Source organism: Spirosoma sp. (genome assembly GCF_026391055.1).
Lineage (GTDB): Bacteria > Bacteroidota > Bacteroidia > Cytophagales > Spirosomataceae > Spirosoma.
In genome coordinates this window covers 499,901-521,697 of sequence record NZ_JAPLET010000022.1, presented here as the reverse complement: position 1 = coordinate 521,697, position 21,797 = coordinate 499,901, and the positions used below count along the sequence as shown (strand labels likewise).

At 50.0% G+C, this 21,797-nt stretch carries 17 protein-coding genes; 11 read left to right on the top strand and 6 right to left on the bottom strand.

From position 1 onward, the window contains the following. Positions 1-95: 95 nt before the first annotated feature. The 3 genes from NT073_RS17300 to NT073_RS17290 form a co-directional block, all read right to left on the bottom strand. Positions 96-986 (bottom strand): sugar phosphate isomerase/epimerase, encoded by an 891-nt coding sequence (locus tag NT073_RS17300; protein WP_297375845.1) that lies wholly within the window; start codon positions 984-986, stop codon positions 96-98. 158 nt (positions 987-1,144) lie between these two features. Next, the gene (locus NT073_RS17295; protein WP_297375843.1) at positions 1,145-2,857 is read right to left on the bottom strand and encodes a GMC family oxidoreductase; all 1,713 of its coding nucleotides are present in this window, start codon (positions 2,855-2,857) and stop codon (positions 1,145-1,147) included. Positions 2,858-2,928: 71 nt separating this feature from the next. Continuing rightward, the gene (locus NT073_RS17290) at positions 2,929-3,444 is read right to left on the bottom strand and encodes a gluconate 2-dehydrogenase subunit 3 family protein (RefSeq protein WP_297377057.1); all 516 of its coding nucleotides are present in this window, start codon (positions 3,442-3,444) and stop codon (positions 2,929-2,931) included. Positions 3,445-3,837: 393 nt separating this feature from the next. Between NT073_RS17290 and NT073_RS17285 the strand changes: the two genes are divergently transcribed. From NT073_RS17285 to NT073_RS17250, 8 genes are all read left to right on the top strand, one after another. After that, positions 3,838-5,322 (top strand): S41 family peptidase, encoded by a 1,485-nt coding sequence (locus NT073_RS17285; RefSeq protein WP_297375841.1) that lies wholly within the window; start codon positions 3,838-3,840, stop codon positions 5,320-5,322. 330 nt (positions 5,323-5,652) lie between these two features. Further along, positions 5,653-6,729 carry a kelch repeat-containing protein gene (locus tag NT073_RS17280; RefSeq protein WP_297375839.1) on the top strand — a complete coding sequence of 359 codons (1,077 nt, stop codon included), beginning with the start codon at positions 5,653-5,655 and terminating at the stop codon, positions 6,727-6,729. Positions 6,730-6,770: 41 nt separating this feature from the next. Then, a complete protein-coding gene (locus NT073_RS17275) occupies positions 6,771-7,097 on the top strand; it encodes a DUF4907 domain-containing protein (protein WP_297375837.1) in 327 nt (108 codons plus the stop codon). 11 nt (positions 7,098-7,108) lie between these two features. Next, complete coding sequence (locus NT073_RS17270; protein ID WP_297375835.1) at positions 7,109-8,431, top strand: DUF4270 family protein; 1,323 nt, start codon at positions 7,109-7,111, stop codon at positions 8,429-8,431. A gap of 398 nt (positions 8,432-8,829) precedes the next feature. After that, on the top strand, positions 8,830-10,539 hold the full coding sequence (gene kaiC, locus NT073_RS17265) for a circadian clock protein KaiC (protein WP_297375833.1): 1,710 nt from the start codon (positions 8,830-8,832) through the stop codon (positions 10,537-10,539). A 140-nt stretch (positions 10,540-10,679) separates the two neighbouring features. After that, on the top strand, positions 10,680-10,973 hold the full coding sequence (locus NT073_RS17260; protein ID WP_012926478.1) for a circadian clock KaiB family protein: 294 nt from the start codon (positions 10,680-10,682) through the stop codon (positions 10,971-10,973). Further along, entirely contained in the window at positions 10,974-11,294 is a 321-nt protein-coding gene (locus NT073_RS17255) for a circadian clock KaiB family protein (protein ID WP_297375829.1), read from the top strand. A gap of 5 nt (positions 11,295-11,299) precedes the next feature. Continuing rightward, on the top strand, positions 11,300-12,607 hold the full coding sequence (locus NT073_RS17250) for an ATP-binding protein (RefSeq protein WP_297375827.1): 1,308 nt from the start codon (positions 11,300-11,302) through the stop codon (positions 12,605-12,607). A 75-nt stretch (positions 12,608-12,682) separates the two neighbouring features. Here NT073_RS17250 and NT073_RS17245 read toward each other — a convergent pair whose 3' ends face one another. The 3 genes from NT073_RS17245 to NT073_RS17235 form a co-directional block, all read right to left on the bottom strand. Then, entirely contained in the window at positions 12,683-14,851 is a 2,169-nt protein-coding gene (locus tag NT073_RS17245) for a plastocyanin/azurin family copper-binding protein (RefSeq protein ID WP_297375825.1), read from the bottom strand. A gap of 28 nt (positions 14,852-14,879) precedes the next feature. Beyond that, positions 14,880-16,769, bottom strand: a complete 1,890-nt coding sequence (locus NT073_RS17240) for a DUF1080 domain-containing protein (RefSeq protein ID WP_297375822.1) — start codon at positions 16,767-16,769, stop codon at positions 14,880-14,882. Between the two features lie 138 nt (positions 16,770-16,907). Next, on the bottom strand, positions 16,908-19,385 hold the full coding sequence (locus NT073_RS17235) for a glycoside hydrolase family 95 protein (protein WP_297375820.1): 2,478 nt from the start codon (positions 19,383-19,385) through the stop codon (positions 16,908-16,910). Positions 19,386-19,828: 443 nt separating this feature from the next. On the opposite strand from NT073_RS17235, the gene NT073_RS17230 reads away from it, so the two are divergent. From NT073_RS17230 to NT073_RS17220, 3 genes are read left to right on the top strand one after another with little or no spacing between them, the layout of a single operon-like run. Then, positions 19,829-20,368 carry a Rieske 2Fe-2S domain-containing protein gene (locus NT073_RS17230; protein WP_297375818.1) on the top strand — a complete coding sequence of 180 codons (540 nt, stop codon included), beginning with the start codon at positions 19,829-19,831 and terminating at the stop codon, positions 20,366-20,368. A gap of 35 nt (positions 20,369-20,403) precedes the next feature. Continuing rightward, positions 20,404-20,847: a thioredoxin family protein gene (locus NT073_RS17225; protein WP_297375816.1), complete on the top strand. Its 444-nt coding sequence runs from the start codon at positions 20,404-20,406 to the stop codon at positions 20,845-20,847. Continuing rightward, entirely contained in the window at positions 20,844-21,797 is a 954-nt protein-coding gene (locus NT073_RS17220) for an FAD:protein FMN transferase (protein WP_297375814.1), read from the top strand. The genes NT073_RS17225 and NT073_RS17220 overlap by 4 nt, the downstream gene beginning before the upstream one ends.

Here is a 21,797-nt window from a genome sequence, read left to right as displayed (position 1 = left end):
ACGGCAATTATCTACCTGCATGTTTGTGAATCAGAACCATCTGGCCTGCATTACGAAGTAGCCCAAACACAGGCCAGGCGGTCCAGTTCAAACGCTTAAACTTTCAGCTTGTCAATATTTTTGATGCTGATGGCAATTGATTCAAGTGGTGGCAGTTTGCAAACGTCCTGTTCTACAAAGTAGTGGGTCATTCCCGCCGTTTTCTTGGCATCGAAAATACGCTGGAAGTCAATAGAACCAGTACCAACCGGTGCGAAAGCCTTTTCCGCTGTTTTTTCCATGTCTTTCACGTGCCAGAGCGGGAACCGGCCTGGGTGCTTTTTAAATAACGCGACGGGGTCCTGACCCGCCCTCGTAGCCCAGTACAAATCGAGTTCGAGTTTAACCAGATTTTTATCGGTTCCACTCGTCAAAACATCATAGGGTATTTTACCACTAAGTGCCATAAACTCAAAGTCGTGGTTATGGTAGCAGAACTGCATCCCGGCGGCCTTCACGACTTCGGCCGATTTGTTGAACAGGTCGGTAAAGGCTTTATAATCGTCCAGTTTGGTCCGTTCTTCGGGAAACAGATAAGCGCAAACCATATATTTCTGACCTATGGCAGCCGCATCGTCAACGGCCCGCTTCCAGTCATTCGTCAGCGTTCCTTTCATCTTGGGCATCGTTTTGCCTGTCGTATAGTGGCCGCTGGGCGCCGTCATTCCCAATTCTTTTATCAGGGCAGCAAACTCTTTGGGTGTTTTACCGAAGAATTTCCCGTCCGAATAGCCAAAAGGTTCAACTTCTTTATAGCCTAGCTGAGCAACTTTTCGCAGGGTTCCTTCGGGATCTTTTGCCATCAGGTCACGCAGCGTATACAGTTGTAAGCCAACTTTTTTTGACGTAGCCGCAAACACATCCAGTTGCGGCATAAGGGCCGCCGAGGCTGCCAGGGCCCCCATCTTAAGAAACTGTTGGCGCGTAATGTTAGAGGACTGATTCATAAAAAATAGGTCAGTTAATGGGCAGCGGGCCAAATACCCGCGCGTTCAATCGCTAAAGGTACGTAAGCACTCGTTTTATGTGATAAAAAATCCATTAAAAACACAACGCCATACATACAAGTGAATGGCGTTGCAAATCTTTAAAGAAATAAGTTGTTCTATACCAACCCTTTCTTCATTGCCTTCACGGCATAATCGGCGGCACGCGCCGTCAGCGCCATATAGGTCAACGAAGGATTTTGGGTCGATGTGGAGGTCATGCAGGAGCCGTCCGTCACGAAAACATTTTTGACGGCATGTAGCTGGTTCCATTTATTTAGCATCGACGTCTTGGGGTCTTTCCCCATGCGTACGCCACCCATTTCGTGAATGTCGAGGCCAGGACTGGCGTGGCTGTCCCGAACACGAATATTCTTGAAACCGGCTTCGGTGAACATTTCCGTAAGCTGCTCCTGATAATCCTTCACCATCTTATCGTCGTTATCATCATAAGCGATGGAAATCTTCAGTTGCGGAATTCCAAACGGGTCTTTCTGCGATGAATCGAGCGCTACATAGTTGCTTTCTTTCGGGATGGTTTCGCCCATCATGTGCGAGCCGACATACCAGCCGCCGAGTTTTGGGTTGAGCAGGTTATGTTTCAAATCGGCACCAATGGCATTCTGATCCGAATACGAACTGCGCCCCGCCGAGAAACCGGCCGCATACCCACGCAGGAAGTTTGTTTCCTGCTTCAGTACGTTGCGGAAACGGGGAATGTAGGGGCTGTTAGGCCGGCGCCCGTCGGTAGTTGAATCGAGATCACCGTCGTATTCGGCTGAAATCCCCGCCCGGTAGTTGTGGAAGGCCGCGTATTTACCCAGCACACCGCTGTCGTTACCCAGCCCATTTGGGAACCGGCTGGAGGTCGAGTTCAGCAATACCAGATTGGAGTTCAGCGCGGCAGCATTCAGGAAAATAATCCGGGCATAGTACTCGGTCATTTTCTTGGTTTGGGAGTCGACAACCCGAACCCCGGTAGCCCGGCCCTTTTTCTCATCATAAATGATCGAATGCACGACCGAGTTTGGCCGGAGGGTCATTTTCCCCGTTTTAGCTGCCCAGGGAATGGTCGATGAGTTACTGCTGAAATAGCCGCCAAACGGACAGCCCCGCTCACAGATGGTACGGTGCTGGCACTGCGCTCGCCCCTGATCATAATGCACCTGCTGCGGTTTGGTGATGTGGGCCGCCCGACCCATGATGACGTGCCGATCTTTGTATTTCCCGGCCACTTTTTTCTGAAAATGCTTTTCTACACAGTTCCACTCGTGCGGGGGCAGAAACTCGCCATCGGGTAATGTCGCCAGTCCGTCTTTATTGCCCGAAATTCCGGCAAACCGTTCTACGTAACTGTACCAGGGGGCAATATCGGCATAGCGAATCGGCCAGTCGACCGCAAATCCGTCGCGGGCGGGGCCTTCAAAATCGAAGTCGCTCCACCGCTGCGTTTGCCGCGCCCACATCAGCGATTTACCGCCTACCTGATAGCCCCGAATCCAGTCGAACGGTTTCTCCTGTATATACGGATGCTCGGCATCTTTCACAAAGAACTGCTCCGTTCCTTCGTAAAACGCATAGCACTTGCTAATGATTGGGTTAGCCTCTTTAACCTCCCGCTTAAGTTGGTTGCGGTGCTCGAATTCCCAGGGCTGTGTGTTGGTTGTGGGGTAATCCGTAATATGCCGAACATCCCGACCCCGTTCGAGAACGAGTGTACGTAACCCTTTGCCAGTCAGTTCTTTGGCGGCCCACCCCCCACTGATACCCGAGCCAATGACTATGGCGTCGTAAGTATTGATTGCCTGAGCGTCTATATTAAAATAAGACATGATAAACGTGGTTTTTTAATTGTCGGACATTGCCGGTCTGTGACGTTACTAACACCCAGCAACGGTCAACTTTATTTGGTCTGGGAAACGGCCTTTTGTTGCACGGGAACACACCCGTAATAATGACCGGGAATAAATTGGTAATGGGTCAGGTTGGTCATAACGTACTCCGACGTGGTATATCCCCTAACCGTCAACCCTTTCACAAGCGAATAAAAATCCTTTTGCGCACTATCCGATGATTTTGACAGCAGCGTTAGCAGGGCAATGCGCTGGGCGGTATCCCCTTCCGTAAATGATTTACTAAAGGCCGATTTAGCCAGTCCATCGAGCGAATCGAGCCCTTTCTGAAAATTCTCCTGCACAGTTTTCGGGTAGCAGTCGGCCACCATTTTCTGCACAAACTGATGAACGTTGAGTGCCTTTGCCCCGGGGGTATCCGTTGCCGGGATGATTGTTTCAACTAACTCGGCCAGCAGGTCAGTCTGGCTTTGGGAGAGGATTGTACGGGTCGATTGGACAGTTTCGGTCGTCCAGCCGTTAGCCCAGGCGGGTAGGCTTACCAGACCACCAAGGGCGCCCGCCATTGTTTTTAACGCATTACGTCTTTCCACAGGAATAGTTACTACGGTCGTTGATTAGTCTGTCAAAGATACAAAACAAACATGGATGACTTATACCCATTAAACGATATAATCCGGATAAATATATACCTCATTTTCGGTTAATTGCCTGATTCTAAGCTAATATTAGGGTATTCCCTAGCCTATTCAGTTGCTTTCAGGCAGTAAGTAAAGTGTTTTAAAAACCAATTACCCTACTTTACAAGTATACTAGTAAATACAATCAGAAATAGTATTTATCAAACAGATTAAATGCTAATTAAATCATCTTTCTTTAGGGTACGTCTGCAACATTTAGCTTTTCAGATACGTAAAATAGAGTAGGCAGGTCGGTCTTTCAACCCGCCTAAAAACTCTATGAAACAACACGTTGTGAACAAAGCCCAACGGGCAACTTTAAATCAGGTGATTGGGCAGCATAAATCCTTACTGGTCGTCGTACTGCTTGGTTTTATCGGGTCCTTATCGGGCTGTAAGAAAACGACCGATGACGTTACCCCGCAAACGACGACGGCCCTAGTAAACGAAAACACCACGGTAGATAGTTGGATACTGGCCAACATGAGAGATCTGTATTACTGGAACGATAAAATCCCGGCTAATCCAGATACGACTTTAGCTCCCGATGTTTTCTTCGATTCCATCCTGAACAAATATAACGCCACGACGAATCCTACCGGCGACCGTTTTTCGTGGATTGAAAACGATGCAAATACATTGACGGCTGAGTTAAGTGGCGAATCAACGACAACCGGCATGAATTTCAACCTGTACCTGCGGGCATCAGGCTCAACGGGGGTTATCGCCCAGGTGCTGTACGTATCGCCCGGTTCTCCGGCAGAAAAAGCGGGGTTGAAACGGGGCGACGTCATCACAAAAGTGAACGGTCAGTTACTTAACACCACGAATTATTCGGACCTGTTGTTTACGGGCACCACGTTTACGTATGGACTGGGTACGGTAAGCGGTAATTCAATCGTTGATTCGGACCAGACCCGCAGCGTAACAGCCACCGTGTTTCAGGAAAACCCCGTCTTTCTGGACTCGATCTACACCGTTGGTTCCAAAAAAGTCGGGTATCTGGTCTACAATCAGTTTGTTCCCGGTGCGAATGGCAGCAAAGCCAATGAGTATGATGCGCAGGTCGATGCCATCTTCAGTAAATTTAAAGCCCAGGGGGTTAGTGAACTGGTATTGGATTTACGGTATAACCCGGGCGGCTACACGTCCTCGTCTGCCAACCTGGCCAGCCTGATCGGAAAGGGTATTAACTCCAGTAAACTGTATTTTCGTGAAGAATGGAACAGCACCATTACTCCCTATTTACAGCAGGAGTACGGCAGCAGCTTCTTTCTTCAGAATTTTCTTGACAAACCTCAGAATATAGGCAATAACCTATCACGGGTATTTGTCCTTACGACGGATCAAACCGCTTCGGCCAGTGAACTGATCATTAATGGGCTGCGCCCGTACATGACCGTTACGACCATTGGCACGACCACATACGGTAAAAACGTAGGGTCGATCACCGTTACCGATGAGACCGGCAAGATTAAGTGGGGCATGCAGCCCATTGTGTTCAAATCGTACAATAACGCAGGTCAGTCTGACTACTCAACCGGGTTTACGCCTAACATTGAGGTAGAGGAAACGATGCCGCTGTTGCCACTAGGCGATACGAACGAAAACTTGCTGAACGCAGCCCTGAATCAGATTTCGGGAAATACTGCGGGCGGACGCCGGGCGGCTGTCCGAAATCCATTTATACAGATGGGTTCATCAATTCAGCGGAAAGCCGGTGGTCAATCCATGATACGGGCCATTAAGAATCTGAAATTATAATTGCCTTTTTTCAACCCTGTTCCAACGACTACCATACCAGGCGGGTCCTGATGTGGTAGTCGTCTTACTTTGTCCTTTTACTTACCTTATTCGGCAACAATTAAGAATTTTTATGAAAGTAGTACGTTGGTATGTAACACCTGTTTGACGTAATTTTGCAGAACGCTTTTGAGTCCCCAATCACACTGAAGGTTGTCCAGTTTGCCTCATTTGTGATACGTTCAGGCTTCTTTCCGGGCTAACTCATCCCGACCGGGATGGCAAAATCGTCGTTCTTAACTCAAATTGGTATAACTTTACGTTTTAGTTCGTTCGTTTACGCTCTTGTTCATGATTCATTTACCATTCCGATTTCATTCGGCTACCGACTCCCAGCCGCAATCTGTATCCCAAGAGGCTCTGCTCTCTCCCGTAACGAAGACAGGTAAAAAACAGCAACGGATAAACTGGATGCTGGGTGCTCTTTCTATCGGCTGGGCAGGACTCCTGATTGGCTGTAGCAGCTCCACTACGGTGTCGACTCTGGGCGACTGGACAAAACGGTCCGCATTTGAAGGCGTAGGCCGTTCGGGTGCGTCTAGTTTTGTCATTAATAATATTGCTTATATGGGTACCGGCCTTGACGCCAGTAACCAGCGGCTTCAGGATTTCTGGGCTTATGATCCGGCCAAAAATGCCTGGACACAAAAAGCCAACTATGGTGGTGTAGCACGCTATTCTGGCGTAGGGTTTGCTGTCGGCAACAAAGGGTATATCGGCACTGGCATCAATGTCAACAGCGACAAGCTGAAGGATTTCTGGAGCTACGATCCAACAACCAACATTTGGACTAAAGTTTCGGATTTCGGCGGAACAGCCCGCTACGGTTCGCTGGCTTTCGGGATTGGCAACAAAGGGTATGTGGCCACCGGCAACGACGGTAACTACCTCAAAGACATGTGGGCGTTTGACCCCACGGCCAATACCTGGACCAAGGTAGCTAGCTACGGTGGTGAAAAACGCATTGGCGGTGTCGCTTTTGTGATTGATGGGAAAGCCTATGCAGGTACCGGGAACAACAATGGTATTGCCCAGCGTGACTGGTATGTATATGATCCAGCCACGGATGTATGGACGCAGAAGCTCGACTTCCTGACCGATCAGGCCGTTCAGCGCAGCTATGGTATTGGGTTCGCCATTAATGGCAAAGGGTATGTAACACTTGGCGATAACGTATCCGTTTGGCAGTACAACCCGGCCGATGATACCTGGGCACAACTCGGGTCTTTTGAAGGATCTCCCCGTCAGAACGCAGTAGGCTTTGCAATTGGAAACAAAGGTTACGTTACTACGGGTAGTTCCAGCGGAACAAGCCGTTTCGACGATCTGTGGGATTTCGATCCGGCCGTTGAGCAGGTTATTAACTAAGCAAGGTGCAGGATAGCTCATTAAAAAAAGCTGGCCCATCAGTGAAAACTAACCTGGTACGCAAAGGCTTGCTTCTGGTGTTGCTTGTACTGGCGGTTCTAACGGTCAGGCTTGTTTACCAGCGTATGCATCCGTATACAGTTGACGTGTTTCAAACGGCTGGCGGCTGGGGCTATTCTATAGTCACTAACGGAGAGCTACTCATTCATCAGCCTACTATTCCGGGTCAGCCCGGAATAGTAGGCTTTGCTTCCAAAGATGAAGCAAAACGCGTTGGTGAGCGGGTAGCCGAGAAGATACAAAAGGATAAGGCCATGCCTACCCTAACGAATGACGAACTACGCCGGTTGGGCGTAAAAATTCCCTGAATTATTTGCTTATGCGTATTCTCTGGTACGCCGGTTTGCTTTGGCTGGCCGGTATCGTGCTATCTGGTTGTCAATCGGGCGATCTCAACGTAGGTCAGTCGGTTATTAATCCGCAGCAGTTGCAGGTCTTTTCCCTCGACTCCGTGACGGTACGTTCCTCCACGGTTATGCGGACCGACTCATTCCTGACATCGGGATCTTCTGAGCCGGATATAGCTGTTGGGTATTGGAAGGACGCGCAAACTGGACAGCAGACCGTTCAATCATTTGCGGCCATCGATTACCCTACCAACTCATTAGTCTCCCAGACAAACTTTCGGCTGGATTCGCTGGTGCTGGAATTCGGTTATTCGTTCGTTTACGGCGATACGACCTCAACATTTGATATGAATGTTAGTCTGCTCAACAGACCGATGCCCGCCCAGTATTATTATAATACCAGTTCGATTGGGTATGCCGCCAAACCCATTGCCAAACGATCGTTTGTTCCTCATCCATTTAGCGGCACCCGTCGCATACAGGTTCGCATGCCGGATTCACTGGCGCAGAACCTGTTCGATAAAATCATTAGCGGGGAGATCAGCAACAACGTAAACCTGAACGATTTTCTGCCGGGTTTTGCGATAACCTCCAGTTCGGCCGCCAATACATTTATCGGCTTGTCGACGAGTAGTACTGTTAGCGGACTACGAATGTATTACCATGATACCGACCTGAACCGCACGGCCGCTACACTTCTGTTCCCGGTGACTTCGCTGCATTTCACCAAGATCATCAATGACCGTAGTGGTACGCCATTGAGTGCTTTAAAAAGCCGTTCCGACATTGTCAGCAGCAGCCAGACTAACAATACGACCTTTGTTTCAGTAGGTTCCGGCCTACAAACCCGGATTGAGTTCCCTTATCTGAATAATTTCTTTCGACCTGAGAACCTTGCTGATCTGAATAGAGCCCTTCTGGTTGTTAGCTCCGTTCGTCTCGACAGACGGGACAACTACCCGCCCCTATCGAGTCTGCAACTGTACCAAACCAATAACCAGAACGAATTCATTGCCTCAATACCGGGTGGTGTTTCCGGCGGTGAAACCGCAAGTGGCAGCTATTACGTAGACCCGCTGGCTATTTTGTTTACCGATAGTTATACGATTGACCTGACCTACTACATTGGCCAGATTATTAAGAAAAAAGCACTGGCGCAACCGCTGCTGCTGGCGGCACCAACCCCTCAAGGCGGTTATACGATCAGAACGCTGCTTCAGCGGTCTGCGCTTGGGGATCAGCTCAAGCAGAATGATCAATTGCAGCTGAAACTATTTGTCACTTCTGGTACGTAAATCGGTCAATTTTAGGCTTATCTGGCGTCTTAAATCAGCGAGCGTTTGGTGTTAGCTCATGGCTAGTATCAAACGCTCGCTGATTTAAGTATTAATTCTCTCCACATGTCACACCGTTAATCGGATGTTCAGCCAATTAATCTACTTAATTTATCACTTTAATATTCTATTTACATTAACCAGTACGTTTTACCTGTAACCCCATTCGCTCTAACCGAATCTTCAAACTATTCAGTACATTTAATAGTATATATATTGATTTGTTTGCTATCGTATGTTATTAGATAAATAAGATACGAGATTGTCGAAGCGTAGAGTTATAAGCCTATCATTTGTCAGGTTCGGATAATTTTTCTACTGAGTCAAGAGTAAAAGTTGTTCATCCTTTTTGTACGTAAATGAGTTTAGAGACAGCTAACACGCCAAATTCTTATTTATCATCCCTCCCCAAAACGCTTACCGGCATTACAGGATTGGATGAAATTACCAAAGGGGGGCTACCGAAAGGTCGTCCAACACTGATTTGCGGTAGCGCTGGCTGCGGTAAAACGCTTTTTTCCATTGAGTTCATCGTGCGGGGCGCCCTGGAATTTAACGAACCGGGAGTCTTTATGGCTTTTGAAGAGAAATCGGAAGAGCTGGCTCAAAATGTAGCCTCACTGGGATTCGACCTGAACCAGCTTCAAAAAGATAAACTCATCAAGCTGGATCACGTTCACATTGAACGAAGTGAAATAGAAGAAACTGGCGAGTATGACCTCGATGGGCTATTTATCCGGCTGGGCTATGCCATAGACCAGATTGGTGCCAAACGGGTCGTGCTGGATACGATTGAGAATCTATTTTCTGGTCTGTCAAACCAGGGGATTCTTCGGGCTGAGTTAAGGCGGCTTTTCGAGTGGCTTAAAGCGCGCAAAGTTACAACCATTATTACCGGTGAACGTGGTGACGGTACCTTAACCCGCCACGGGCTGGAAGAATACGTATCCGACTGTGTTATTCTACTTGACCACCGGGTCAGTAACCAGATTTCAACACGGCTGCTGCGTATTGTCAAATACCGGGGGTCCATGCATGGTACGAATGAATACCCTTTCCTGATCAATGAGAAAGGGATTTCCGTATTGCCCGTTACCTCCCTGACGCTCGATCATCCGGTATCGTCGGAACGAGTGTCGTCCGGGATTCCGGCCCTGGATAAGATGCTCGACGGGCAGGGCTTTTTCAAAGGCAGCAGCATTCTGATTTCAGGCACCGCCGGTACCGGTAAAACAAGTATTGCGGCCAGCTTTGCCAATGAAGCCTGCCTCCGGAATGAACGCTGCATTTATTTTGCCTTCGAAGAGTCATCATTTCAGATCATTCGTAACATGCGCTCGATTGGTTTCGACCTTCAAACGCATATTGATAAAGGCTTGCTGAAGTTCCAGGCGTCGCGCCCAACCCTGAACGGGCTTGAGATGCACCTGGTGGCTATTCATAAACAAATCAAAGAGTTCAAGCCATCAGTCGTCATTCTGGACCCGATTACCAACCTGATTACCGTTGGAACGGTCAGCGATGTGAAGTCGATGCTGATCCGGCTGATCGACTTCTTACAGGCGGAGCAGATTACGGTTTTGTTTACGGCCCTTACGCTTAATAATGTTATTAATGAGCAGACCGACGAGGGTGTTTCATCACTGGTAGACGCCTGGCTACTGGTAAAGGATATCGAATTTAACGGCGAACGGAACCGTGGGCTATACGTGATGAAATCGCGGGGAATGAAACACTCCAATCAGGTCCGGGAGTTTATCATAACCGACAAAGGCCTTGATCTGGTTAATGTTTACCTTGGCTCAGAGGGTGTGCTTACGGGTTCTGCCCGGGAAGCGCAGCAACTTCTTGAAGAAACGGGCATTGTTATACGGGAGTATGCGACCAACCGGAAAGATCGCGAAATTGAGCGTAAGAAGCTGATACTGGAATCGAAGATTGCCAGCCTGAAAGAAGAATTTGAGTCTGTTCAGGATGAGTTGAATAAAACGTACATTGAGGATGAGTTACGAAAAGAAGTGATGGAGAAAAACCGGGAACAGATGACCCGTAGCCGTCATAACGAATAACTCACCCCTGGCTACGTAAGTACTGGTTATTAGGACATAAGGTTATTCACGCCATTGGACAAACGACTACACGTCAATCATTACGCTGGCGACATATCGATTAACCAATGTCTAATAACGATTGATCACCCACTTGATGAATGGAAACGAACGAAGAAAACTGGGAGTTACGACTCTACATTGCCGGTAACACACCTAAATCCAAAATGGCGCTCTCGAACTTGAAAAAGTATTGCGAAGAGCATTTAAAAGGCAAATACGCTATTGAAGTCATTGACCTGCTGGTAAAACCACAACTGGCAGAAGGCGATCAGATATTTGCAGTACCAACGCTGGTAAAAAAAGTACCTGAGCCTATTCGTAAGATCATCGGCGACTTATCGAATGAGGAGAAAGTGCTGGTAGGTTTGAATATTCGCCCGGCAATTAAGTAAATGATCAATCAATCACCAACCCAGGAGAGCACTGATCCGTACAGCGAAGGTCAGCACTATGTCTTACAATTATTTGTAACCGGCATTTCCCTGAACTCGGTACGGGCGATTGCAAACATCAAGCAAATTTGTGAACAGTATCTGCCCGGCAAATACTCATTGGAAATCATTGATGTTCACCAGCAAAAAATGCTGGCTGAGCGGGAGCAGCTTATTGCTCTACCTTTGCTGATCAAACGTTTGCCGCTACCGGAGCGGAGACTGATAGGCGATCTATCCGACACAAAAAAAGTTTTATCGGGCTTAGGCATTACTAATTGAGGAGGATGAACGGGGCCAAACCATATGAACAGTTGCTGGCTGAAAATGAAAATCTACGCTGGCAACTTTACGAAGCAACCGAAACAATTCAGGCCATCCGAACCGGTCAGATTGACGCACTTGTTGTTCAGGGAACGGAAGGGCACGAACTCTATACACTTAAAACGGCAGACCATACATACCGCATCTTCATCGAAACCATGAATGAAGGGGCCGTAACCCTCAACCGTGAAGGGTATATCCTGTATAGTAATTCAGCCTTTGCCACTATGGTTGAGTTACCGTTGACAAAAGTCTTTGGCTTACGATTCAGAGAGTTTGTGTCACCCGACATGCAGTCGGCCTTTGACCTACTCTTCAACGAAAGCTGGCTAGGGAACAAGAAAGAGGAGCTATCCATTAAAAGTATCAACCACACTATCGTCCCGTGTCTTTTGTCGGTAACCCCCATGCAGTTAGACGGCGGGGACTGCCTGAGCCTGATTCTTACGGATTTAACAGCGCAGAAAGAAACCCAAAAGCTGTTAAAGATAAAAAATGAAGAACTGGCCCAAACGAACACCGCCCTCGAAGTCAGCAATCAGGCGTTGAACCGCTCCAACAGCAACCTTCAGCAGTTTGCTTACGTTGCCAGTCACGATTTGCAGGAACCTCTCCGCAAAGTTCAGCAGTTTGGTGACCTCCTTAAAAATCGATACGCCGGGCAACTAGGTGATGGAATTAACTACCTCGAACGCATGCAGTCGGCAGCGAGCCGTATGTCGACGCTGATTCGCGATCTGCTAAGTTTCTCCCGCATTTCTACCCAACAGGATACCATTGCACCCGTTTCGCTGTCGGCTGTATTTAAAAATGTACTGACCGATTTAGACCTGCGCATTCAGGAAACCAATGCGATGATCACCTTAAATACGCTGCCTGACATCCAGGGTGACCAGTCGCAGCTGGAGCAATTGTTTCAGAATCTGGTGAGTAACGCGCTGAAATTCCGCCGTCCCGGCGAACGCCCTGTTATTCATGTAAGCTCAAAGCCGCTACCCGCCGAAGACTTACCAGCGTTCGTTAAGCCGACCCGACAAACAGCCACTTACCATCGCATCGACGTAAGTGACAATGGTATTGGTTTTGACGAAAAGTACGTTGACAGGATTTTTCAGGTATTTCAGCGATTACACGGCAAAAACGAATATATCGGGACGGGGATTGGCCTGGCGATCTGTGAGAAAGTAGTAGCTAATCACGGTGGGGCCATCAGTGCCAGTAGCCAACCCGGACAGGGAGCAACGTTCAGCGTATATCTGCCAAAGCCATGAGATATGATTGAGTGATTAGGTTGTACCCACGGGCTTCATCCCATGGGTACAACCTAATCATTCAATAACCATTGCTTACTTAACTACTTTCATTGTTCCCTGCATGACGTAAAAGTGCCCCGGAACGGAGCATTCGTACATGTAGTCGCCGGGTTTCTCGGGAGCAATAAAATAGATTGACTCGTTGGTGTTGGGCTGTAGCAGATTCGTGTGATACAGCACTTTATCCGTTTGTGGGATGTAATTCTTCTCCTGCCCTTCTAACCCGAGTTTCATGGCCAGTTCGCCCACCTGAACGGCCGAGCCGGGTGTTACCACCACGAAGTTATGGAGCATATCGTCTTCGTTATTGAAGACAACCCGCACCTTGCTCCCGGCCTTTACCTGAAACTGCTCGGTCGAGAATTTAAGGCCGGGTTTGGTACCCATGTTGATGGTATAGTCCGGCTCGCCCCAGGAAGCAGGCATCTCCGTAACCCGCTTAACCATGGCCTTACCCGCTGACTTTACTACGCCAGTTGCTTTTGCCGAGACCGCTTTCTGACCAGGGGTTTTGCGACCAACCGGCGGGGCCGTCGACGTGGAGGCCGTCATCATATCCTCATGATTATGCTTCAAGGGCAAAGGAGCAACAGCCAGCTTTTCGCCATCGGGAATATTGTTCAGCGTATAATACCCCACGTTGTGTAATAACGCTCTTCCCGTGGTTGAGCGAATACCGGCGGTGGTGATCTCGTGAATGTATCCCAGACGCAGGCTATCAACGACCAGCCTGGCTTTCAGGCCATCTTTCGACACAACAACCCCCCGAATCGGGCAACCCGCCCGGTTGATTACCGGGCTTCCGTAGGTAGCGTGGTACTTGTAGTTGAAGCCTGTAATCTTATACGAAGTGGGGTCGGCGGCCAGTTCCTGATCGACGGGCGTAGTAAACTCTATCTCAAACCCATCCGGCATGGCATGGATCGTTTTCATCTCGAACGGCATCTTACCCGTCCAGACGACACGCTGCAAACTGAACAGTTCTTTCCCGGTCGATGACCAGCCCCGGCTGGTCATGCCCACAAACATGGATGCATCGTGGCCCCACACCATCCGCAGCACCCCCGACGAGAAACCTTCGCGGAATGGAAAGACGACGCCCTGGTATTTGCCCTTAACTTTCTCAAAATCAACACGGGATACGATACTCTGTCCCTGATCGCCTACGAAAAGCTGGTTTTCAAACGGGCCGAAGCCCCCTTTGGTGTTATCCAGCAGCATACCCGAGGTCGAAATACCCAGAATACCGTGGGGCAGCCAGACGGCGGGAGCTTTCAGAGCCGTAAACTGTTTGGCCACGTCATACAGCGGTTCGCCGGTATTGGGCACGTCCTGCGGCTTAATGGTCAGGGGCGAACCTGGCAGGCCCGTCCAGCGCAAACTCTCGGCATTACCTAGAAAATCGCCTTTCTCAACCTGCGAAATACGTCCCGATCCAACCCAGTCGCCCTGGTTTTCGGTATAGAAAAAGTCGCCGGCGGCATTCATACCGTAGCCCGCCGGTGAGCGCATCCCGGCTGCGAACGGCATCATCTTGCCTTCGGGGGTAATTTCCAGCGTCCAGCCACGCCAGGGAACCAGACTTACGCCATGCCCAAGGCTATTGCTCCAGCCCACGTTCAGCGTAACCAGCATGTTCCCGTTGGGCAGGAAGGTAGGCCCGTAGGAGTACTCATGGTAATTACCCGACAATGGCCAGGAGTACATTTTATCGTACGAATCAGCCCGTCCGTCCTGATCGGTGTCGCGCAGGCGGGTTACTTCACTGCGCTGGGTTACAAAGATGTCGCCGTCCTTGTAAGCCAGTCCCAGCGGCTCGTGCAGACCATAGGCAAACCGCTTGTAGGTAGGCCGGGTTGAGCCGCTGATGTAGGGGTTCGAAACAATCCAGACTTCGCCCCGTCGGGTACAAACGGCCAGATTGCCATCGGGCAAGGTCACCATCCCCCCTACTTCCAGGATAATATCTTCCGGAACGGGCAGCGAAATGAGTTTATAAAAATCGTCTTCTTTTTCAGGGTCCGCTTCTACTTTAGCCAGCCCTTTGGGAGCCGGGGCCGGTTGTTTGCTGCTGGAACTAACGGGCAGCCCGTTTTTGGACTGAATCTGCGCCCAGGCAGCCGGTTGGCTGAACCAGGCAAGGCCAGCGGCCAACAGGGCCAGTCTGGCAAAATGATGTATGGTTGGTTGAATACGTTTCATAAGAAGGTTCACGCAAAACGTTGACTGATTACCAGATGATTGAGTAACTCGCCGTGCCCACATTATTGGTCGATTTGATGGGTAGCAGCAGTTCTTTGGTGTTCCGGGCAGTGTTCCGAATAAGCGGTTTCTCTTTTCCCGGCAGTTCAACAAAATACTGTTTATCGTTTATGGCGTACAAGCCATTGGGCAGTTGCTGAATGTCGGCCCCTTCAGCGACCAGACACCAGAGGTTACCGTTGCCGGAAGCTCCCGGCGTAATGCTAAACGAATGCGCCAGTTTCCGGCCGTTCTCTTCGGCGGCAATCGACTCCCGCACAGAAGCCCCCCCCAGAGTGTACTTAAAAATCGGCCGACCACTCTTATCGACATCATAACCCAGGTTCGTATACGTGGCATTAGAGTCGGGCCAGACGGCATTCTGATCGGCCAGCATAGCCAGCGATGGCTTGCCCGAAAGCTCGATAACACTGCCAATTGGAACGGACAACTGCGTTTCGCCACGACCGTACCACATAGGGGTCGTTTCCAGAAAATCTCCCCGCCAGATCTGGAGAAACTGCCCTTTTTGGAGGTCGACGCTGTAGTTGGCGGCTCCCGGTTCGCCCACGGAAATCGTATGCGTGTGTTTTATGCCGTGGTGATTCACGAAGCCCCGCTGCATAACGGGTTCATCTTTTGCCAACACCGAAATTTCGCCGACGGGCTCTTCCGACCGAATCATCTGGTTGAGCGCCATGTAGGGAACCCCAGGACCTTCTGCCGCCAGTGTAATGTCGTTGCTGCGGGCGTACCACAAACCAAAATTTTTGTAATAACTCAGCTCGATCGGGAAATCGCCCGCCTGCAGGCTCACCTTAGCCGATGCCTTACCCCCATCTTCTGTATCGATAGACAGAATCTTTTTACCAGCAATTGTCAACTCACCGGCACCGTTGCGCACCGTTTTATTTACCTCTGCCGGAACCCAGGGCAGTTGCAGCGACAGCACGTATTCACCAGCGCGGGGAATGTGGATAGTTCCCGTAATCTTTCCGGCAAAATTGTCGCGGCTGCCGGGGGCCTGATGGGCCAGTACGTCGATTGACATTTCCCGTTTCGGTGTTAGCGACGCCAATTCGCTCACCGATTTGAATTTACCCTCGTAGGCACTCAACTTGAGGTTAGATAGGGTAACCAGTTCTGTTTCGTATGCTTTGTAGCGGATATTCCGAAACGCCACCGGCCCATGGTCGCCCTGAATCATGAGTGGCCCCGTGGGTTTTTCGTCGGCGAAACCTGCCGAGCGGGTTGGTCCGAGTACTTCGATGTTCTCCTGAACGGTAACCCCGTTCATAATCACTTTCAGGAAGCGCGCATTGGCTATTTTCTGGCCCGCCTGGTTGAAACGGGGTGCCCGGAAAACGATATGAAAATGCTGCCACAACCCCGGTGCCTTGCTGACATTCTGCGTTGGCGGGTGACCCTGGTAGCCTTTCTGCCCATCGGGTCGTTTATCGTCCCAGCGCTCATAAATGGCCCCGCAATCGCTCGACTTGGGCACTTTTACGCCCCAGCTGTCGAACAGCTGAACTTCGTACCGACCCTGAAAATAAATGCCCGAATTGGAGCCTTTTTCCATCATGAAGTCGAAGTCAAGTTCCAGGTCACCGTGTTCGAGTTTGGTGAAGAGCTGCTCTTTATTTTTGCCGGACAGATCATTGACCAGCACACCCGTCCCGGATTTGGTTGTCCCTTTGCCCTCTTTGTTGAGGTCGTAGAAGACATCGCCAACGATCTTCCAGTTAGAACCGGTTGGTTTAAAATCAGCCAGATTCTGGAGGCTTACCGTTGCATACGGCAGTTCACTCGATTGCGCCAGCGTGCTCAGCGCATAAACCTGCAAGCCGAGCAATACGCCTAAAAATTTGCGATACATGTGTACAGAAAAGGATAACGGATGGGGAGTAACTTACTGGCTGTCCGATCGCCTTTTTTCAATTTAAGGTGATTAGTTTATTTGAACTGTTCCATTCCTAAAGCAATAGCCTGATTCAGGATGCAGTTTTCTACAAAGTTACATGCCGCTTAGTTCATACACAGCACCCTTTTGCGTATTAAACGTTGTAACATACCCTAAATTGGTTGCTTTGGATTCGACTTTGATACCTTTTATGCGAATCGGCTCACTTGTTCGAAGGCTACAGGGTTCGCCATCCAGTGATTTGACGGTTGCGGTCGTTAGTCGGCGGTTTTTCCACTGCATGGCCAGTTCAAATCCACCCCGTGCCCGCAGGCCCGAAACGCGGCCATCCCGCCAGGCATTCGGCAACGCGGCCAGCAGATGAATGGCATCCAGGTGGCTCTGCACCAGCATCTCCGCCATGCCCGCCGTACCGCCAAAATTACCGTCGATCTGAAACGGCGGGTGGGCATCGAAGAAATTCGGGTAGGTACCGCCCCCGCCCTGGCTGCTGTAGTTGGTGTTCGTCTGGCTGGTGTAGCGCAAAAGTTCACGAAGGAGCTTATAGGCGTGGTTACCGTCGAGCAGTCTGGCCCAGAAGTTCACTTTCCACGCCCGGCTCCAGCCGGTTCCGGCATCGCCCCGAAGTTCGAGCGTTTTTTCGGCCGCAGCCGCAAACTCGGGTGTACTGATGGGCGAAATCTGCCGACCGGGGTGCAAGCCAAACAGGTGTGATACGTGCCGGTGCTGCGGATCGACATCTTCAAAGTCTCTGCTCCACTCCTGCAGGTTTCCTTTATGACCGATGTGCAGCGGATAGAATTTACTTTTTTTCTCAATCAGCAGCTTTCGAAAGTCCGGCTCAATGTTCAGGACCGTCGATGCATCGATCAGGTTGGTGAACAAGTCCCACATGATCGACATGTCCATGGTTGTCGCCACAGAAATCGACGCGGGCTGCCCTTTGGCATCGATAAAATCGTTCTCAGGTGATACCGATGGCGACACCACCAGGTAGCCATCTTTGTCGGCTACCAGCCAATCGAGGTAAAACTGAGCGGCCCCTTTCATGATGGGGTAGGCCGATTCGCGCAGGAACTTTTTATCGCCCGTGAAGCGGTAATGTTCCCAGAGATGCTGGCTCAGCCAACCCGCTCCCTGGTTCCAGTTAGCCCATTTCGGGTCGCCCTGTCCTTTGTCGCCTACGGGGTTTGAAATGGCCCAGATGTCGGTGTTGTGGTGCGCCACCCAGCCGTTCATGTTATAAAACTCTTTGGCTGTGACGGCTCCTGTTTTGGCCAGTTCACCAATAAAACTCAGTAGAGGCCGGTGCAACTCCGAGAGGTTTGTTACCTCTACGGGCCAGTAGTTCATCTGGGTATTGATGTTGATGGTATAGTTCGAACTCCAAGGTGCCCGCAACTCCTTGTTCCAGATACCCTGAAGGTTAGCGGGTACATCCGTCACGCGCGAACTGGAAATCAACAGATAGCGGCCATACTGACAGTAGAGGGTTTCGATACCGGGGTCATAAACGCCCTTGCTGTACATTTCCAGCCGTTCGTCGGAGGGTAAAGCGGCATTTTTGTTAACGCTGGTGGTATCGTTGATCTGAAACGAGAACCGGTTGAAGTACCCCTGATAATCAGCCGTGTGCCGATTTAGGAGAGTCTGGTAACTGGTGGCGGTGGCTTTGCGGATCAGTTCTTCGGCCAGTTTGTTTTCGTCTTTCCCGTCTTTATCCGGGCACTTGTCGTAGCCGTTGAAACTGGTGGTAGCCGCTACGAATAACAAGACTTCCGAAGCATTGCGAACGTGAATACCCTCTTTATCGGTCTGGACGGTGCCGCCTTTGTTCAGCGCTTTTAGCCGCAGTTGAAACCGCATTCCTTTGCAGCCGGTGGCATCTTCATAAATAACGTGCTCACGGTCTTTGGGGCTATAATAATTCGGGTCGACCTGAGCGGGTGCTTTGCCTTTCATGACCAGATCGCCATTGCTTCCGCGCTTGTTTTGGGCCCGAAGCTGAGTGCTCGTTGAGGCATCGAAGCTGAGCTGACCGGGTTTGCTGGCCGTCAGCCGAATCACCATCACACCATCGGGGGCGGAGGTAAACATCTCACGCTTGTACGTAACGCCATTGGCCGTAAAGCGGGTTGTAGCGAGGGCTTTCTGAATATCCAGATCCCGGTAATACCCGGTTGGCGTAGCTCCGTTGAGGTTTTGTTTCAGGGACAAATCGCCTAGCGGCATGTAGGATTGGGTATATAGCCCCTGCATCTTCTTCACCAGCGTGACGGCCTGCTTGTAATCTTCCCGGTTGAGTGCTTCTCGAACCTGGGGCAGGTACGACGGCGATTCGGGGTTGACATTCCCGGAAACCGGCCCACCCGACCAGAGGGTGCTTTCGTTAAGCTGAATGAGTTCATCCTCCACTTTTCCAAAAATCATGGCCCCAATTCGCCCATTACCAACGGGTAGGGCTTCTGTCCAGACCGCAGCGGGTTTGGTATACCAGAGTTTTAGATTCGACTGCGCCCATACTGGCGATGAAAAAAAGAGAGACAGACACAACCAACGATTTAGCTTCATTGCAACGAATAAGTTTTCAGGTAAATGAGCCAGCCTATAAATTTTATGCCAACCAGCCCTATCAGGAAAGCATCTACCGCTTGATTTATCCTGAAAAATTGATTTAAATTTTCCTCGGCAGCTGCATAGCGACTGGTCAATGCAGCCGGAATTACACCAATTTCTGCGAATCAGATTTTAGATCCAAGCAACGTTTTTCACCAGACTCACGTAAAGTAGATAGGTGCATCGGGCAAAATGCCTCCAACTCAAGCAATTTCAATCTTATTTTAATCTCACTTAACATTAATTTAAGTTACAAAATCGTTATTCCCTCTGTACAGTAACTGCTCAGCGATTTCGAATTTTCGGCGTAGCTAGTAAGGTTAAAGTTTGCCACGTTTGAGAAATAGCAGACGTATTGTAGTATAAATACCCACTTAGCTAATTCATTAAAATATATTATGACACGGTACGATTTTTTAAAATCGATGGGTTTTACGGGCGCAGCCCTTATGGCCGCGCTTACTTCCTGCGTCCATGAAGAAGATACGGTCGTTAATGCGCTGACTCTACCGGGTTCACAAGGTACGTCAGTTACCCCCCCAACCAGCACGACCACAACACCCGGTTCGGGTGGCACAACAACGCCGTCGACCACAACAACCACATCCAGCGGTGTTGACTTAAGCACCATTAAGAATCGTCTGCTCACGATCGATCTGGCCAGCACGACTGCTTCGGCCCTTAAAACCGTTGGCGGCTATATTGCGCAAAGTGGCATTGTAGTAGCTCAGGTAAGCGCCGGTGTTTACGTAGCCGTCACACAAACGTGCAGCCATGAGCCTAAAAAGGCCATCATCTTTAACAAGACAGAGTTCTACTGCACCCAGCACGGCGCCCGGTTCGACCTGAACGGGGTCGGAAAAAATAGCTTCGGCAGCCGGGGAATCGCCGTTTATAAAGTGGCCACCGACGGCAAAACTCTGGTCGTTTATACCTAGAATTCTCCCATTACCAACAGCAAACCCGAATAAACATGAAACTCACCCTGATTTCGCTGCTTATTAGCCTGGCAACGCTGGCCCCGAACTGGATATTAAATTTTGACCAGGCCAAAACCGAAGCAGCCCAATCGCATAAATTGATACTACTTAACTTCTCAGGTTCGGACTGGTGCGGACCCTGTATCAAACTTAAGAAAACAATTTTTGAATCGGCCGAATTTGGCCAGTATGCCAATGAGCATCTGGTACTAGTCCGCGCAGATTTCCCCCGACTATCTAAAAATCAGCTGGACGCCCGGCAAACTGCTCATAACGAGTCGCTGGCTGAGCAATACAATAAACAGGGAAAATTTCCTTTTACGGTATTGCTGGATGCTAATGGCAAGGTGCTGAAAGAGTGGGACGGCTACCCTCAATCGCTGACCATTCCCGGCTTCATCGACGCTATTCAGACGGCTACCCCCGCATCGAAATGAGTACCGATCCCCTGATCTACAAACGGGTGCAGCGGCTTATGGGTAACCGGTTCGAGCTGAGCGTTGTCTGTACCGATGCCGCCTGGGCAAATGACTGTCTGGACAAAGCCGTAGCGGAGATCAGCCGAATCGAGCAGTTGCTCACAACGTATAGCAAGGATAGTCAAACCAACCGGATCAATGCCAGCGCGGGGCTGCGACCCGAGCCTGTCGATCAGGAAGTAGTTGCGCTCATTGAGCGGTCTCTGCGTTTATCAGCACTCACCCAGGGGGCGTTCGACATTACGTACGGGTCCATCGACAAGCGATTCTGGAATTTCGACACGACCATGACGTCCCTCCCCGACCCCAAAACAGCCCGTCGCATGGTTCGGCTCATCAATTACCGGAACGTACTCCTGGATGCGGGAGAACAAACTGTTTTTCTCAAAGAAAAGGGAATGCGGATTGGTTTCGGGGGCATTGGCAAAGGCTATGCTGCCGAACAGGCAAAACGTATTCTACGCGACCTGGGTGTAACGAGTGGCATTGTCAATGCCGCCGGTGACCTGACCACCTGGGGAAGCCAGCCAAATGGAAAGCCCTGGACAATTGGCATTGCCGATCCTAACCAGATCAACCAGCAGGCATTTTCTTTTCTGGAAATTAGCAATATGGCCGTAGCAACCTCCGGCAATTACGAAAAATACGCCCTGATCGACGGCAAACGCTATTCGCATACCATCGATCCTAAAACAGGCTACCCGGTATCGGGCATTAAGAGCGTAACAATTATTGCCCCAAATGCTGAATTAGCCGACGCCCTGGCCACCCCCGTTATGGTAATGGGCGTTCGAGTAGGGCTCAACCTCATTAACCAGATGCGGCACATTGCCTGCATTATTATTGACGATACCGACAAACTACATACATCAGCCAACATCCGGCTTGTAGCACCGGCCACCGTCTGA